Source organism: Mucilaginibacter sp. KACC 22063 (assembly GCF_028736115.1).
Taxonomy (GTDB): Bacteria; Bacteroidota; Bacteroidia; order Sphingobacteriales; family Sphingobacteriaceae; genus Mucilaginibacter.
In genome coordinates this window covers 901236-917188 of the sequence record NZ_CP117877.1, presented here as the reverse complement: position 1 = coordinate 917188, position 15953 = coordinate 901236, and the positions used below count along the sequence as shown (strand labels likewise).

Here is a 15953-nt window from a genome sequence, read left to right as displayed (position 1 = left end):
AACTACATCAAAACATTACTTTCCGTGGTAAAAAATTCAACCACTTCTTCTTTTATTTTAAGATCGATTTCAGGATCATCAAAAAACAATAAGCATCCGGTTTCTTCTTTCAGCGCCTCCATTTGTTCAGACGAAATATTGTCACACCTCTCCATAAATAAAATGCATAAAACCTGGGCTTGGGTATAGCACTTTATCACTTTTATATTATTTATAATAGCTTCATAGGTATCAGTTGCATAAACTGATACAATTAAACCATCTGGTTGGGTCCCGCACAAAAAATCAATCAGCTCACCCCAATTCCCATTTGAATTAATAGTATTAGGAATTACACTTGTTACACTACCGGTGATCACAATATCAGGGCTTTTAAAGGCTTGGATTGCTTTAAGCAGGTATTTTAAAAATCTTACTTTTTGATCTGACTTTAAGTCTACCATATTGGTATGCATAAGCGGGTAAGAGAAACATGCTCCGGTAAGTTCCCCTTCTGGAACAGGTGCTATATACTCCACTGCATAGCCTGCGCTTTTTAATATCTTATATATATAACATTGAACAGAAACCACCTCTTGTATACCGACTCCAACAACTGAAATGAGTGGTGTTTTGAATGACTGCAGGTACTTGAATTTCTCAAAGTCATTCAATGTTTTTCTATTGATTTCAGGGTAGTAAATTTCAATACTTGCTGCTAATTCCTTTTTGATAGCAGACAATACATCAAATGTAGTATCGTCAAACACCATGAAATTTTTTCCGCTTTTTACCAATTCCTTTATCTCATCTATAATATCTCTCTCATTATACAGGCTAATCTTACTATTAATATGGCCAAATGCTACGGTATCAAATATTTGCCACTCCTGTTTGTTTGAAAGGCATTTAGGGATATGGTATTGCTCAAAACTTTCTTCGTGCTGTAATATGGAAAATGTATTATTTAAATAATCAAGGTCAACTTTTTCAAGAAATTTAAAATTCCTGCCATACAGCGGCACAACCAAAAGACTTGAGATCGGCTTAAATTTTAATTCCTTATGAAAATATTTATTATCAAGCCATAGCAGGTTTTCTTTATCAAACTCAGACATGGTTTGATAGGCATATTCCTTACGGATAAACAACTTCGATAAAGAGCCTTTTTCAGCTTGTTTTATTAACTTCTTCTTGATCTCTTCTATGCTGAGCTTTCCATTTTTGTGAAGAATATTTAAAACTTCTCCGGTTATTTTAGGACAGGCAAAACTACTTCCATGAAAGTGCATGTTACCCATGTCAAATTCTCCATTTATGAAAAAATCAATCGGAGAACCTTTTATATATTTTAATTTATTAGCATATGAGTTTTCCCAATCTCCAACCCCCAAAACCTTTGGATAATAGGCAGGAAAAGAAACTTTATTATCATTATGGCTAGCCGCAACAATGGGAATATTCATGCTATATGCCATATCACAGGCATTTATTAATTCATCACTAATTACTTCTGATTGTATGCCCAGGCTTACGTTAATAGCGTCAACTTTTTCGTCAAGGCACCTTTTAATAGCTTGTGTTAAAATCTCCTCGTCTGCAAACGGAGCCTTATCAAAAATTTTAACAATAAATAATTCTGTGTCTCTTAAATACGAGTAAATTATTTTAGCGCAAACAGTACCATGATTAAGGTAATCATTAAGATCTTCATCAGAATATATAAGATTGCCTGCATTATCTTTTGAAATGCAGATCCCTGTAGGTGGGTATCCATTATATTCTAATTCAGAAGTATTAATTCCACTATCTATGATACCAACCTTCAGCATGTTTCAACACTACCAGTACGGGATGCTATAATTTTTTCGGTTTCATCTGTAGAAAAGCTTTGTTCATAAATAGCAACAATCCTTTCATCCATAAAATATTTCCACCCAGAGCAAACTTTACTTTCTGCGTTTGAGACAAAACGCATGTTACAACTTTCCTCACATATTGGTAAAACTTTGCAAGTCCTACAATCTGCTGCTTTAGTCTTATCAAACTTTTTATAATGATCCATCCCCGACCCATACGGATCAAAATCGGTAACATGCTGCGTTCTATGACTTTTATCGTTAATGGTATTATAGCATTTATGAAGATATCCTCCGTCATCTACAGATATGGAGTTAGGGCTTTCAACTGTTCCGCAATAAAACTCTGCAAAACTTGGATAAGCCACCCTCAGCTTTTTGTTTTTAAACCCATTTTTATTGGCCCATTCGTTGTACTTTTTCAACTTCAAAAGGGCAAAATCTTCTTTTGACTTTTGGTATTGATAACTGGTATAATAAACATCCTTATCCTGGTTATAACCCAGGAAATTGTAAAACTTGGGCGCCCACTCATAATTAATTTCGTTTGCACGCTGTGGCCAAAGCCCGTTCTCTTCAAAATCGTTGAACATTTCATCCAGATTATCAAAAACTGCCTTATCACCATTAATACGGATGGTAACTTTAAATTTATCAGGCGGCATTAAAGCAAGATTTTCCATAATCTTATCATAGGTACCTTTCCCACTAATATAAAATCTCAAAGAGTCATGCATTTTTTTACTTCCATCTATTGTTATTTGGATGTTTTCAACTTTGCATTTTTCAAGGATCTCATAGGTTTTGGCATCCAGTAACGTACCATTTGTTATAATACTGGCTCTATAATCGATATTATTCGCTGTTGCCAGGTTGATAACAAAATCAGAGAACTCTTCAATTACTTTTTTTCTGATCAAAGGCTCCCCACCAAACCACTCTATCCTTATTTTAGTTATTGGCGTTGCGTGCGGTTCATAAACTACCTTTGCAATCATTTTCTTTAAAGCCTCCATATTTTCTTCACCGAGATATTTGGTATCAGAATTTGTAGGGGTCTTATCACCCTGATAACAGTACGGACAATTCATGTTGCAGGTATTTGTTGGTGATATGACCATAAAAAGAGTGTCCGACTGCTCACATATCTCTCTGTTTGAATTTGCCCTTTCAGCCACGGCATCAAATTCATCAATGTTTTTGGATATGATCATTCCGTTATAAATCAACGTATCAATCACATTGGTATCCAAATAATGAATTTCCATGCTATTGAGCTTTGAAAGCATTAATCCTGTTTCCCAATCAAGCTCTATCATGGCATTTGAGAATGAGTTATATATGATATAAATATTTCTCGACGGGTATGGGATGGCGAAATTGTAATAGCTGAGTTTAAGATCCGGAAGCATGCTAATTGATTTAAATTTGTGACAGGTAGTAAGTACAAGCTAAGAAGTCATTACAGAGCTTTCTGTAATGACTTCGATTTAATTTCTAAAATAGCACGTCATCTTCTGGTGTAGGGGTGCTTACACACCATGCATTGCTAGAATAGCCAGAAGCACAACTTGTAGTTTGTCCAGATGAATAACCACTACCACAATATGGTACTACCAGGCTTTGATTTAAACCACCATTCAACTCATTTTGATCAACTCTTTGTGGTTTGATCAACTCGCGTACTTTTTTTTGCTCGTTCATGATTTTTAAAATTTAAGGGTTAAATAATTAATTATATATATACATGCATGATATATCAAGGGTAAGTGGCCTTTTGACCTGCTTCGGCTATCCTAAGCGCCATCTGCATCACTTTATCTTCATAGGGATATAAATCCTTATAACTATAAAAAGGAACATATACATCAGGTTCAAGGCCTTTAAACTCTATACTATTTTCTTCTCCCGGTGGGTAAAATTTATTAAGCACATTGGTTTTAAAAACAATGTTATAAGGCAAATAAAAATATTCACCACTTGCATAAGCCCCTGATGTACGTTCATTGCCTACTATTAACGCATGACAGTTATTCTTCATAACGCTGATAAAAATCTCTGATGCACAAGCCGTTTTATTATCTATTAAAATTATAACAGGCTTTTTTGAAAGGTTGAGATAGGCATTTGGCAGAGCTATATTTGAACCATGAACTGATTTTGAATCATCAAAAGCATACATACTATGCGTAACAGTTGTCGATCTTTCTAAAAAGCAAGAAAATATTTTGTAAGCCTCTACTTCTAAACCACCACTATTCCCTCTTAAATCAAAAATTACCCCTTTACTTTTTTTCAGTTGATCTCTGTGATTGTAAAAGGTAATCCAATCTCCTGCGCCCCATACGTTCAATCTGTAATAAGCCCAGTTATTGTAGATTTTGAAATCCTGATCAACCGGTTTGAAATTAGATGGAATAACTACTTTTTTATTGTAAAACCACTTCGCACTTTTTTCTTTACCCTGATCAGTTACAGTAATAAGCGTAGAGTCTGAAACTGTTTTATAAAGCAGCCTTGATATCACCTGGTTACGGCGATCTGTAGATTGTCCATAATGGCGCAAGCGCATTAATGAGTCAATCAATTTATTAACCGGTACATTGTCAACCTTTGTAACTATAGCACCCAGATTTAATTGTTCTTTTAGTTTCGGATCTAAAACTCCTGTAATTAATAGCTCTCCGCCGATTTCTTTAATAAATACAGGCCCTGATAAAACCGGGATCTGTTTTTTTTCAAAATAAAAGTGTCCGTCAGAGAAATTATTAACAAGGCTGTCAATATATGCGAGCTTTTGATTAAACCCATGCTTTGACGAAATGACGCTATCCAAACAATGATCTATCTGGTCTTTATTTATTCGTCTTTCATTGTAGTACGGATACTTACTTATGATGAATTTTATAAGCTGTAGCGTCTGATCTTTTAGCTTATCATCTTCTTTGGTTTTAGGAATGAAACTAAATGCCTGTGAATTTAAATCACGAAATATGGTAAAACTTAATATTGGATATGAGTTTCCAACATTGTCAGTAGTATAGTTATTTGCCTTATTTTGATCATTTCCTGTTACCTGGTAAAAGAAGTACCCCCTGGCAGGAACATCCATCACCGAATCTTTTAAAAATGCACACTCTCCGATCGTGAATTTTGCGCTGCGTTTAGCATCTCTCTTAGTTAATGTAAACGTAAGTTTCTCAAATTGTAAATAATCAGAATTGGGGAAACTCTTAATTTCATCCGTAGATAGCTTACGGAAATCTGAAAGAAGATTTTGTACAGGTACTTGATAACCATCATCAGCTATTGTATACTCCTTATTATATTTATGCCCGGTTTTATCTTCTATAGATATATTATAAGCCTTTATATTATCTGTACAGATGTTTAAGTAAACAGCATCTGTTTTAATATTTACAACAGGTATATTTTTTAACAAAAATGCTTTTTGTAAAACACCGGTAGCGGGTTTAGTTACCTCTTTATCGCCAAGCTCAAGACCTTTAGATACAATATTTTCATTTAAAGTTGCGGTTGGGCCAAAAAAAGTATAACCACCAGTAAACTCAGCTGGGCGATAAGCTGATAAAACATCATAGATTACCTTTTTTTCAAACTTTTTTGTGAATATTTCCCATTGCGCAAAGGCGTTAAGAAATAACAATGAAAAAGCCGTGCAAAGAAAAAACTTTTTGGAATTTAGGGTCATTGTTCATAAGGTAAAGGTGGTATATATCTCTGTTAGAGTATATAACTAAAGGTACTGTATTTAAAATTTAAATACCTAATAATATTTAGCAAATACGCTAAATATTAATTAAATGATTAATTTTCAGGCAATTATTTTTTAATGAATTACCATAAAAAAAACCCGATATATGATTTTTACTTAAAAAGCTATCGGGTTGATTTAAAAATATCCGCTCAAGAAATTATTGATTTACTATTATGAAATGACCGGCTATAAACTCTAATATCTGCAAAACAAAGATCTTCTGCTTGCCATTTATGAGAAGAAAACCTAAAACGGCTATAGAACCTCCAAAGGCATACTAAATACCATTATAATACACCTTACAGCAGTATCATCCTATTCCTATTCAGGCATATGGAATAATATATTATAAATACTAAGTTATGGGAACTTCAGTATCTGAATAATGCAAACAGGCTGATTGAGTTAAATTGATAAATCACCTTTCCTTAATAAATGCTTATCTGCTGCTTGGATCAAAACAATACAAATAATGATGAATATCAGATTTAAAGCATGAACCTTGACAGATAGAAAAATCTGCATTAACAATGAATTATTTATAAATGATAATGCTGCAAAAAAAACGCCTCCCCCGCTTAATATAATTAATGAAACTGATACATAATAACTAACTATATTTTTTCTTGCCTGCCTGGCTAATACCAGTTTTGCCAAATCATCGGCCAAATTGAAATCAAGAACCATTGGTTCAGCAGACAATCCGTTGAACAATTCGGAATATAATTCTACAGCGTGCTTATCAAAAGTTCCATCATTTTTTTGATTTGCCTTTAATGAGTTTTCTACATATTGTTGAATATCCTCTTCAAAATCTTTGCTCATTATAATTTATTTAAATACGTTTCTAATTGATCCTTTATCTGTTTTCGTGCCCTGAACAAATAGTTTTTAACTGTCCCTTCAGGCATACCTGTAATTTCATATATCTCTTGATAACTAAACTCATTCAGATGGTAGAGTGTTAAAACAGTACGATAGTTTACAGGTAATTTATTTATCTCTTGTTGAATAAAGTTTGACTGATTTTTTTTCAATAATAAAGTTTCAGGATTTTCTTCTGTTTGATGTAAGTTTTCAAAATTTGAAATATCATCTGTTAAACCTCTTTTCCCCGAAACCTTTTTCACATAATTAATAGCAGTGAAGTAAGCAATACGGGCTATCCAGGTAGAGAGCTTTGACTCAAATTTAAACTGGCTTATATTGCTATAAACCTTTATAAATACCTCCTGAGATAAATCTTTAACATCTTCATTATTTTGAATAATTCTGCTTATAATGAACACCACGAGTTTTTCATGCTGAATTACCAGGATTTTAAAGGCTTTAACATCTTGATTTATAATTCGTGAAATTAACTCTTTCTCGTTTTCCATTCAGGCGATTAGACAAGAAGTTGTTTTTAAATGTTGCAAAAAATTAACTGCAACATTTAAAAACAACTTCTTGTCTAATGTAGCAAATCGTTAAAAATATGGAACAAAATTTTGCAGTGGCTATAATGTTTACAGTAATTGTTGTAGCGATAACCACACTAATTGTAGCTGTATTAAATTACAGGATAAAAACCCGGATGATTAAATCGGGCTTAATAGATGAGTCTACCGCTAAAGCATTCAGCAACTCCTTTACCAATTTTCAGTTTGACACTTTAAAATGGGGTATAATTCTTTTTTTTGGTGCGGTTGGTTTAATCCTACTCAACTATATTCCTTACAAATCAGACTCAACACTGCCGTATGGTATAGAAATGGCTTTCTTATCCGCAGGTTTTATTACTTACTACTATATCTCCAAGAAAGAAATGAAAAACTGAGTATAAAGCAATAAACCACATCACCAGTTTTACCTACCTAACTTATCACATGCTATGAAAAAAATTTATTTATTGCTTGCTTGTTTATTGTCGTGCCTAATTGTTAATGCACAAAATAAATCAGGGAACCACACCATTAAGGGCTTTCTTGTTGATTCGGTTACCAATAAGCCTTTACCTTATGCCACGGTGTTGTTAACAGATTCTGCCTCGAAGCAATCAATTAACACTTTAAGTACCAGTAACGGTTCATTTAACATTCGTGCCGATATAGATAAGGATTATGTATTGTCTTTTACATTTATCGGATACAACAAAAAGACGCTGTTATTTAAAAGTAATAAACAAACAGACCTTGGCACTATAAAGTTATCCCCCTTAAACAATCAACTAAAAGAGGTATCTGTAATTAGTGTCAAACCTGTGATTACTCAGGAAGTTGACCGAATAAACTATAATGTCCAGAATGACCCTGAAAATAAGATACTCAATGTTTTAGACATGTTTCGTAAGGTTCCATTTATCAGCATCGACGCAAACAATAACATTCTGTTCAAGGGTAATACCAAATTCAAAATACTGATCAACGGCAGAACGTCTTCCCTTTTTGCAAACAATCCATCTGATGTATTAAGAACTATGCAATCAAGTAACATCAAAAGGATAGAAGTAATAACAACACCACCTTCAAAATATGACGCAGAAGGATTAACCGGGATTATAAATATTATCCTTAAAAAACAAATTGACCAAGGTTATAATGCCAGTGTTAATTTACATGAGAATACAGTTAACGGACCTGCAGCTGGAGTATCATTAACTTTAAAAGAGGGGAAATTAGGGCTCCTGCTCAATACCGGAGCTAAGGATCAGATTGATAGACGTGGGAATTCAACTAATACCTTGCAAACATTTAGTCCACAGCAATCGCTTTTCACACAAGCAGGTGACCAGGTAACTAATGGGCGTAGTATGTATTCATCCTTTGAGTTAAGTTATGAGATAGATAGCTTGAATTTGATAACAGGGATAATTGACTACTCAAATGGAAAAAATAAATTCAACAGTAATTTAACGTCTCTGTTTTTTAATAGCAATAACGATTTGATTCAGTCCTATCAGCAAAGCAACAGCACAGAATCAAAATATCGCAGCACAGACTTTACGCTTAATTATCAGCTGGGATTTAAAAAAAATAAGGACCAGATCTTAACCGCATCTTACAAGTATTCTACAAGCCCTACAAATAATAAAAACAGCGTTAGCTTTAATGATATATTCAATTTTAACCAGCCAGGTTACAATCAGCAAAACAATGCTGGCACAAAAGAAAACACGCTCCAATTAGATTATTTTCATCCACTAAAGAAATTAAACATAGAAGGCGGTCTCAAAGCAATTCTAAGAAATAACACCAGTGATTTTGACACGCAAACACTTGACTCACTAAATAATTATATTAACAATCTGCAAAATTCAAATCATTTTAAATATGAGCAAAACGTTTATAGCATGTATAACTCTTACCAATTAAATCTAAACGATTGGGGATTTAAAGCAGGTATCCGTGTCGAACAAACGTCTGTAAATGCAAATTTTTTATCAAACAATACAACCTTAACTCAAAATTATAACAATGTAATTCCATCAATTTCCATACTAAGAAAACTGAAAAACAACGTCAATCTTAACATTGGATTTACAAATCGCATTGAAAGACCTGGTATTTATGAATTAAATCCGTTTACCAATCTTCAAAATCCGAGATTTGTTTATACAGGAAATCCGAATTTAAGGCCTGTAATGAACCATAATATTGACTTCGGTTTTAGCAAATACGGTAAAGGTTCATTCAATTTGACTTTAAGTTACTCGTTTGCCAATAATACTATTCAAAATGTAACTAAACTACAAGATTCGATCACCTATACAACTTATCAAAATATTGGAAGTAATAAAGTGGTAAGAGGTAACGCCAGTTTCAATTATCCTTTAACTAAAAAGTTACGCTTTAGCATAAACGGTGAGGTGTCTTATGTTAAGCTTAAAGGGTATTTCAACAACAACCTATACCAAAACAGTGGAATACAAGGATTCGGTTTTTCTGAACTTGGCTATCAAGTTACAGATACGTGGCGTACCGGGCTAAACGGTGCATGGTATAGCTCAAATGTATTGCTACAAGGGAAATCCAATGATTACTTTTTCACTTCGATCAATACCACTAAAGACATCCTAAAAAGAAAAGTAACCGTGTTCTTTTACATAAATAATATCTTACAAAAAAACAGAGATGCTATAAGTTATGTAAAAGACCCAACATTTTATAACCGGAACGTATCTGTTAATCCATACAGAACTATTGGTTTCGGTTTTTACTATCATTTTGGCAAATTAAACAAAGAAGTTAAAAGGAACCGCAGGGGCATTAATAATGATGACATTAAGAAGAGAGATAAAAATACAGAAGTACGGTAGTTACTATTTTTAACTTACTTTAGTTACGATATGAATGTATCTCACAATTAATCAACCTGCCTAATTCAATGAAGAAATCTGCTGTTTATTTATTTTATCTGCTATTATTCACAGTTTTTATAATTTCTTCATACTGGGTAATACAACAGGGTACCCTATTACAATCTTCACAAATTAAAATAAATGTACCCCGGCTTGCTAATGATCATTGGACAGAGATCCGGTCTATTCTAAGAGATAATATTGACCGGCCATTACCTGTCATTTTACTTCAGATATTAATGATCCTGGTAACGGCAAGGTTTTTCGGATTTTTATGCAATAAGATGGGGCAACCAACCGTAATTGGAGAAATCATTGCAGGCATATTTCTTGGACCTTCTTTTTTAGGCATATATTTTCCAAAGGTTTTCTCTTTCATTTTCCCGTTATCATCCTTAAATAACTTACAATATCTGAGTCAGATTGGACTCATACTCTTCATGTTTGTTATCGGCATGGAACTGGATTTCAAATTATTAAAAAGCAAATCACAAAATGCAGTAGTCATAAGCCATGCAAGTATTCTAATTCCTTTCGGCCTGGGGCTGGTACTCGCTTATTATTTATATGCAAACTACGCTCCGGCAGGTATCAGTTTTATTTCATTTTCCTTATTTATAGGGATTGCCATGAGCATAACTGCTTTTCCTGTATTGGCCAGAATAGTTCACCAACGAGGACTTTCGAAAACACCAATTGGCACACTGGTTATTACATGCGCTGCTGCTGATGATGTTACAGCCTGGTGTATGCTTGCAGCCGTTATAGCAATAGTTAAAACCGGTTCTATTATAAGTTTAACTATAACCTTAATTATGGCCTTATGCTATGTTTTAATTATGATTAAAGTTATTGGCCCCTTATTATCAAAAGCAGGTGATAAGATGAAAAACTCGGAAACACTCAATAAGCCTATGATCGCCATATTTTTTATATTATTGATATTATCATCTTACGTTACTGAAATAATAGGGATCCATGCGCTCTTTGGCGCCTTTATGGCCGGAATTATTATGCCAAGTGATGCAAGTTTCAGGAAAAATTTCATTTACAAAATAGAAGATATAGCACTTGTATTATTACTGCCATTATTTTTTGTATTTACCGGGTTAAAAACACATATCAATCTCTTAAACTCTTTGCCCTTGTGGGAAGTAACCACCATTATCATTATCGTTGCTTTTATTGGCAAGTTTTTAGGAAGTGCATTTACAGCGCGTTTTGTAGGGCAATCATGGAAGGATAGCTTAATAATTGGCGCACTAATGAATACACGTGGCTTAGTTGAGCTGGTTGTATTAAATATAGGTTATGACCTTCATATTTTATCGTCTACCATGTTTTCCATGCTTGTGATCATGGCATTATTTACAACCTTTATGACCGGCCCTATACTTGATCTAATTAATAGGTTAATGCCGGAAAAAAAGAGCTGAACAAACTTCGGTTTTAGTTTTACCAAATAATTTCAATTTATAAACCAGGGCACCGGGGCTACGGATTTATAAAGTATAGCCATGCGCTATAAACGGTGTAAATATTTACGACCTTTGCGTCCATGGCCGGAATTTACATTCATATCCCCTTTTGCAAACAGGCTTGCCATTATTGCGACTTCCATTTCAGTACTTCTTTAAAGTATAAAGACGAGATGATTGCTGCTTTGATAGCCGAGATAGCCTTGCAAAAAGATTATTTAGGCCAGGAAAGTATTAGCACTATATATTTTGGCGGAGGTACCCCTTCCTTGCTGGATATCAAAGAAATCAATCAGATCATAGATCAGATCGGTAAATTCTTCCATATCGAATCCGGTGCAGAAGTGACCTTAGAAGCAAACCCGGATGATCTAAATACAGCAAAGGTTAGTGCTTTAAAACAAACTGCTGTCAACCGCTTTAGCATTGGCATACAGTCGTTTTTTGATGACGATTTGATCTGGATGAACCGCGCACACCGGGCAAATGAAGCCGAAGCCTCCGTAAAGCGCGCGCAGGATGCCGGGTTTGAGAATATTACCGTCGACCTGATATTTGGCTATCCCCTGCTTACCGATGCAAAGTGGAAGCATAACATGGATACGGTTTTTAACCTGCAGATACCGCACGTATCTGCTTACAGCATGACGGTTGAACCGAAAACCGCGCTTGCAGCATTCATCAGGAAAAAGTATTATCCCCCACTTAACGATCAGCAAAGCGCCGAACAGTTTTTGCAATTGGCTGATGCTATGCAACAACACGGCTTTGAGCATTACGAAATCTCTAATTATGCATTGCCGGGACACCATTCGCGGCATAACACTAATTACTGGCGGGGTGTAAAATACCTGGGCATAGGGCCATCCGCACACTCCTTTAACGGAGAAACAAGGCAATGGGACTTAGCCAATAATGCGGTTTATATGAAAGAGATTGGCTTAGGCAAAGTACCCGCAGAAACAGAAGTGCTTACAGAAACCGACCGATTAAACGAGTACATCATGACCTCATTGCGTACTATGTGGGGGCTTGATCTTGAAAAGCTTAACGTCATTGCAAAAGGATCATCCGATGATTTATTGAAAGAAGCCGAAGAGCCGTTAGAGAAAGGGCTTATTAAACTTGAAAATAATATCATAACCCTTACCAGGGAAGGTCAATTATACGCCGACCAGGTGGCTGCAGATCTGTTCTTTTAGAAAGACAAATCATATTAATTACCTAATTATCAATAATATAAATTCTTTCACAGGCGCATATATACTACAAAAAAGCGCGTTTGGTTTTCGTATTTCTCACTCTAAAAACTACTGCGAAATACACTGCAATAAACAATCCGTATAGTTTTTCATCCCGTAATTGGGTTAAAATAAACTTTATAAACATGAAAAATTTATTTGTTGCGGTGTTTGCTTTAGTAGCTTTAGCAATTGCCCCTAAAACTTACGCTCAGAAAACCAAAATGGTTGGTGGAGCAGCAATGTATCCAACTAAAAACATTGTAGAAAATGCAGTAAACTCTAAAGACCATACTACCCTTGTTGCTGCAGTTAAAGCAGCTGGCTTAGTGGAAACATTAGAAGGCCCAGGCCCTTTCACTGTTTTTGCACCAACCAACGAGGCCTTTGACAAATTACCACAAGGCACAGTTGCAACCCTGCTTAAACCAGAAAACAAAGCCACGCTTACTAAAATTTTAACCTACCATGTGGTAGCAGGTCGCTTAAGCGCTGCAGACCTTATGGCTAAAGTTAAAGCAGGTAATGGTAAAGCAGAACTATCAACCGTTAGCGGTGGCAAGCTTTGGGCCATGTTGCAAGGCAAAAAACTTTACCTTGTTGATGAAAAAGGCGGCAAATCATGGGTAACCATTGCCGACGTATTTCAAAGTAATGGTGTAATACACGTTGTTAACACTGTATTAATGCCAAACTAATTTAATATTAAGTTAGTATATATTTAAATTGAAGCCTGACGATAAACATCGTTAGGCTTTTTTGTTATAGTACAGTAATAAAAAATAAATTTAAGTGCCGAAACCTTGTTTTAGCTAAATTTGCCTGTTAATCATTTGTGAACATGGGTTTGATACTATCGCAAATCGACAGAGTTGATCATATCAGCAAAGAAGATTTCATTAACAATTATTTAATTCCGCGAAAACCATTGGTAATACGCAAGGCTACCGAAACCTGGCCTGCTTTACAAAAATGGACTTTCGAATATTTAAAGGAAGTGGTAGGCGACCAGATTGTTCCTCTCTATGATAGCTCAAAAGCCGATCCATCAAAGGCGATCAATGCCTCGGCTGCAGAAATGAAATTTGGCGATTATATCGATCTTATTCAAAAAGAACCAACCGATCTTCGGATATTTTTATTTGACCCTATAAAACATGCGCCAAGCCTATTAGATGACTATCGCTCGCCTAAAGATCTAATGGGCGGCTTTTTGGACAAATACCCTAACATGTTTTTCGGTGGTGCTGGCTCAGTTACATTTTTGCACTATGATATAGACCTGGCACACATCTTCCATACCCATTTTAACGGCCGTAAGCATGTGATGCTGTTTGAGTATAAATGGCGCGAACGTTTATACTGTATCCCCTTTGCCACTTACGCATTGGAAGACTATGATATAGAGAACCCGGATTTCAGCAAATTTCCGGCTTTAGACGGTATCGAAGGCCAGGAAGCTATTCTTGAGCATGGTGATACTTTATTTATGCCTACAGGATACTGGCACTGGATGAAATATCTTGATGGTTCTTTCTCAATCTCACTTCGTGCATGGGATAAATCATGGGCTGTTAAAGCAAAAAGCCTGTACAACCTAACTATACAGCGTAACTTTGATAGTTTCCTGAAAAAGAAATTCAAGAAACAATACATGGACTGGAAGGAAAAACTCGCCGTTAAACGCGCTAACAAAGCCCTTGCAAACGGCGAACCCGGTAAGTAATTTGTTTGTAACCTTTTGATGTTAACAGAAATATAATCTCACCATTATGCTACATGTTAAATTATTGCGTTAACTTTAAACTTCCGGGTATTAAGTTAAATTTAAATAAACGCTTTAACCTCATTAACGGAACATCTGAAGTTATATGAGTTTTATTCTAAGTGCCGTTGATACGGTTGATACCATTAGCCAACAAGATTTTGCCGCTAATTATTTAAAACCCCGTCGCCCGCTGGTAATTAAAGGGCTAACCCATGATTGGCCTGCACGCGAAAAGTGGACTGCTGATTACCTAAAACAAACCGTTGGCAACAAGGAAGTACCATTGTATGATAATGCAAAGGCTGATCCGTCAAAGCCAATTAATGCAGCAGCAGCGCATATGCCCTTTGATGAATATATTGATCTTATAAAATCGCAGCCTACCGAACTAAGGATATTTTTCTTTAATATATTTAAGCAGGCCCCCGAGCTTTTGAATGATATTGTAGTACCTAAAAGCCTCATGGGCGGCTTTATAGAAAGTATGCCTGCAATGTTTTTCGGTGGGTCAAACTCGGTTACGTTTTTGCATTATGATATAGACCTTCCCCATATTTTCCATACGCATTTTGGTGGGCGCAAGCATGTAATCTTATTTGAAAATAAATGGAAAGACAGGCTATACTGCTTACCTAATGCGACGTACGCACTTGAAGATTATGACGTACTAAATCCCGACTTTGAGCAATTCCCTGCCTTAAACGGCGTTGAGGGCCAGGAAGTAATTTTAGAGCACGGAGATACCTTGTTTATGCCTACCGGTTACTGGCACTGGATGAAGTACCTGGATGGTTCTTTTTCTTTAAGCCTGCGCGCATGGGATGCATCACTAAGCCGCAAGGCAGCCAGCATTTACAATCTTGCTGTAAAAGGAGGATTAGATAGCCTGATGAAAATGGCATTAAAGGCTAATTATGCGAAATACCGCGAAAAAGTAGCTATTAAACGGGCTAACAAAGCTTTTGCAGCAGGCAGGCCTAAATAATAATTTAATAAAGATTATCGTCAGCTCAAGTTACCATACGTTTCCACCATCAGGAAGTGTGATCAACTACGATTTTCCATTGGCCGTTGATTTTCCTGAACAGTAAGGTATAATAGCCGCCTATAGGTTTTTTGGCGCGTTTTAAATTCCAGCCGCCTATTACAAAGGCATTATTTTTATCTAAAACATCTATCTTAATGATCTTGAAAGTTAAGGTTCCCATTGCGGCCTTATCAGGATAATGTTTTTTGTAGTTCTCTAAAGTAGTTTGCCAGCCATAAACCGGTCCGGTTTTACCAATAAATGCCAGTGAATCCGATTTCCAGTAGCTTTGCATAAAAGCATCGATATCGCCGCGGTTCCACGCCTGGCGCTGGCCATCCATTACTTTGGCAATGGCTTGCTTATCCTGCGCAAACAACACACAGGTAAATAACATCATCAGGCAGCTAAGTAAAAGTTTCTTCATAATTCTAAAAGTAAACATTTTATCGCTCAAAACCTTTTAGCTTAGCAGTTACGAAAC

14 protein-coding genes are annotated in these 15953 nt (G+C 35.5%); 7 read left to right on the top strand and 7 right to left on the bottom strand.

Annotated elements, in window-relative coordinates:
- Positions 1-2: 2 nt before the first annotated feature.
- The 6 genes from PQ461_RS04020 to PQ461_RS03995 all read right to left on the bottom strand — a co-directional run bounded on the left by PQ461_RS04020 (position 3) and on the right by PQ461_RS03995 (position 6995).
- Positions 3-1811, bottom strand: a complete 1809-nt coding sequence (locus tag PQ461_RS04020; RefSeq protein WP_274208356.1) for a S8 family peptidase — start codon at positions 1809-1811, stop codon at positions 3-5.
- A complete protein-coding gene (locus PQ461_RS04015; protein ID WP_274208355.1) occupies positions 1805-3157 on the bottom strand; it encodes a radical SAM/SPASM domain-containing protein in 1353 nt (450 codons plus the stop codon). Before PQ461_RS04015 ends, PQ461_RS04020 begins: the two co-directional genes overlap by 7 nt.
- Before the next feature lie 178 nt (positions 3158-3335).
- Positions 3336-3542 (bottom strand): hypothetical protein, encoded by a 207-nt coding sequence (locus PQ461_RS04010; protein WP_274208354.1) that lies wholly within the window; start codon positions 3540-3542, stop codon positions 3336-3338.
- Positions 3543-3597: 55 nt separating this feature from the next.
- Positions 3598-5550 carry a S41 family peptidase gene (locus PQ461_RS04005; protein WP_274208353.1) on the bottom strand — a complete coding sequence of 651 codons (1953 nt, stop codon included), beginning with the start codon at positions 5548-5550 and terminating at the stop codon, positions 3598-3600.
- A 471-nt stretch (positions 5551-6021) separates the two neighbouring features.
- Complete coding sequence (locus PQ461_RS04000) at positions 6022-6441, bottom strand: hypothetical protein (protein ID WP_274208352.1); 420 nt, start codon at positions 6439-6441, stop codon at positions 6022-6024.
- Positions 6441-6995: an RNA polymerase sigma factor gene (locus PQ461_RS03995; protein ID WP_274208351.1), complete on the bottom strand. Its 555-nt coding sequence runs from the start codon at positions 6993-6995 to the stop codon at positions 6441-6443. The genes PQ461_RS04000 and PQ461_RS03995 overlap by 1 nt, the downstream gene beginning before the upstream one ends.
- A 98-nt stretch (positions 6996-7093) precedes the next feature.
- On the opposite strand from PQ461_RS03995, the gene PQ461_RS03990 reads away from it, so the two are divergent.
- From PQ461_RS03990 to PQ461_RS03960, 7 genes are all read left to right on the top strand, one after another.
- Positions 7094-7435: a DUF6249 domain-containing protein gene (locus PQ461_RS03990; RefSeq protein ID WP_274208350.1), complete on the top strand. Its 342-nt coding sequence runs from the start codon at positions 7094-7096 to the stop codon at positions 7433-7435.
- A 54-nt stretch (positions 7436-7489) separates the two neighbouring features.
- The gene (locus tag PQ461_RS03985; RefSeq protein ID WP_274208349.1) at positions 7490-9913 is read left to right on the top strand and encodes an outer membrane beta-barrel family protein; all 2424 of its coding nucleotides are present in this window, start codon (positions 7490-7492) and stop codon (positions 9911-9913) included.
- Between the two features lie 68 nt (positions 9914-9981).
- The gene (locus tag PQ461_RS03980) at positions 9982-11391 is read left to right on the top strand and encodes a cation:proton antiporter (RefSeq protein ID WP_337993492.1); all 1410 of its coding nucleotides are present in this window, start codon (positions 9982-9984) and stop codon (positions 11389-11391) included.
- Between the two features lie 122 nt (positions 11392-11513).
- The gene (gene hemW, locus PQ461_RS03975) at positions 11514-12635 is read left to right on the top strand and encodes a radical SAM family heme chaperone HemW (RefSeq protein ID WP_274208348.1); all 1122 of its coding nucleotides are present in this window, start codon (positions 11514-11516) and stop codon (positions 12633-12635) included.
- Between the two features lie 185 nt (positions 12636-12820).
- Positions 12821-13372 carry a fasciclin domain-containing protein gene (locus PQ461_RS03970; protein WP_274208347.1) on the top strand — a complete coding sequence of 184 codons (552 nt, stop codon included), beginning with the start codon at positions 12821-12823 and terminating at the stop codon, positions 13370-13372.
- Positions 13373-13515: 143 nt separating this feature from the next.
- Complete coding sequence (locus PQ461_RS03965) at positions 13516-14400, top strand: cupin-like domain-containing protein (RefSeq protein WP_274208346.1); 885 nt, start codon at positions 13516-13518, stop codon at positions 14398-14400.
- 145 nt (positions 14401-14545) lie between these two features.
- A complete protein-coding gene (locus PQ461_RS03960) occupies positions 14546-15427 on the top strand; it encodes a cupin-like domain-containing protein (protein WP_274208345.1) in 882 nt (293 codons plus the stop codon).
- A 49-nt stretch (positions 15428-15476) separates the two neighbouring features.
- Here the strand turns inward: PQ461_RS03960 and PQ461_RS03955 are convergent, their stop codons facing one another.
- Positions 15477-15896: a YybH family protein gene (locus tag PQ461_RS03955; protein ID WP_274208344.1), complete on the bottom strand. Its 420-nt coding sequence runs from the start codon at positions 15894-15896 to the stop codon at positions 15477-15479.
- Positions 15897-15953 lie beyond the last annotated feature (57 nt).

What these genes read in the sequence shown, in the direction of transcription:
- hemW (WP_274208348.1), top strand. Translation starts at nt 11,514, where the DNA reads ATGGCCGGAATTTACATTCATATCCCCTTTTGCAAACAGGCTTGCCAT.
- PQ461_RS04000 (WP_274208352.1), bottom strand. Translation starts at nt 6,441, where the DNA reads ATGAGCAAAGATTTTGAAGAGGATATTCAACAATATGTAGAAAACTCA.
- PQ461_RS04020 (WP_274208356.1), bottom strand. Translation starts at nt 1,811, where the DNA reads ATGCTGAAGGTTGGTATCATAGATAGTGGAATTAATACTTCTGAATTA.
- PQ461_RS03980 (WP_337993492.1), top strand. Translation starts at nt 9,982, where the DNA reads ATGAAGAAATCTGCTGTTTATTTATTTTATCTGCTATTATTCACAGTT.
- PQ461_RS03985 (WP_274208349.1), top strand. Translation starts at nt 7,490, where the DNA reads ATGAAAAAAATTTATTTATTGCTTGCTTGTTTATTGTCGTGCCTAATT.
- PQ461_RS04005 (WP_274208353.1), bottom strand. Translation starts at nt 5,550, where the DNA reads ATGACCCTAAATTCCAAAAAGTTTTTTCTTTGCACGGCTTTTTCATTG.
- PQ461_RS03990 (WP_274208350.1), top strand. Translation starts at nt 7,094, where the DNA reads ATGGAACAAAATTTTGCAGTGGCTATAATGTTTACAGTAATTGTTGTA.
- PQ461_RS03960 (WP_274208345.1), top strand. Translation starts at nt 14,546, where the DNA reads ATGAGTTTTATTCTAAGTGCCGTTGATACGGTTGATACCATTAGCCAA.
- PQ461_RS03970 (WP_274208347.1), top strand. Translation starts at nt 12,821, where the DNA reads ATGAAAAATTTATTTGTTGCGGTGTTTGCTTTAGTAGCTTTAGCAATT.
- PQ461_RS04015 (WP_274208355.1), bottom strand. Translation starts at nt 3,157, where the DNA reads ATGATAGAGCTTGATTGGGAAACAGGATTAATGCTTTCAAAGCTCAAT.
- PQ461_RS03995 (WP_274208351.1), bottom strand. Translation starts at nt 6,995, where the DNA reads ATGGAAAACGAGAAAGAGTTAATTTCACGAATTATAAATCAAGATGTT.
- PQ461_RS03965 (WP_274208346.1), top strand. Translation starts at nt 13,516, where the DNA reads ATGGGTTTGATACTATCGCAAATCGACAGAGTTGATCATATCAGCAAA.
- PQ461_RS04010 (WP_274208354.1), bottom strand. Translation starts at nt 3,542, where the DNA reads ATGAACGAGCAAAAAAAAGTACGCGAGTTGATCAAACCACAAAGAGTT.
- PQ461_RS03955 (WP_274208344.1), bottom strand. Translation starts at nt 15,896, where the DNA reads ATGAAGAAACTTTTACTTAGCTGCCTGATGATGTTATTTACCTGTGTG.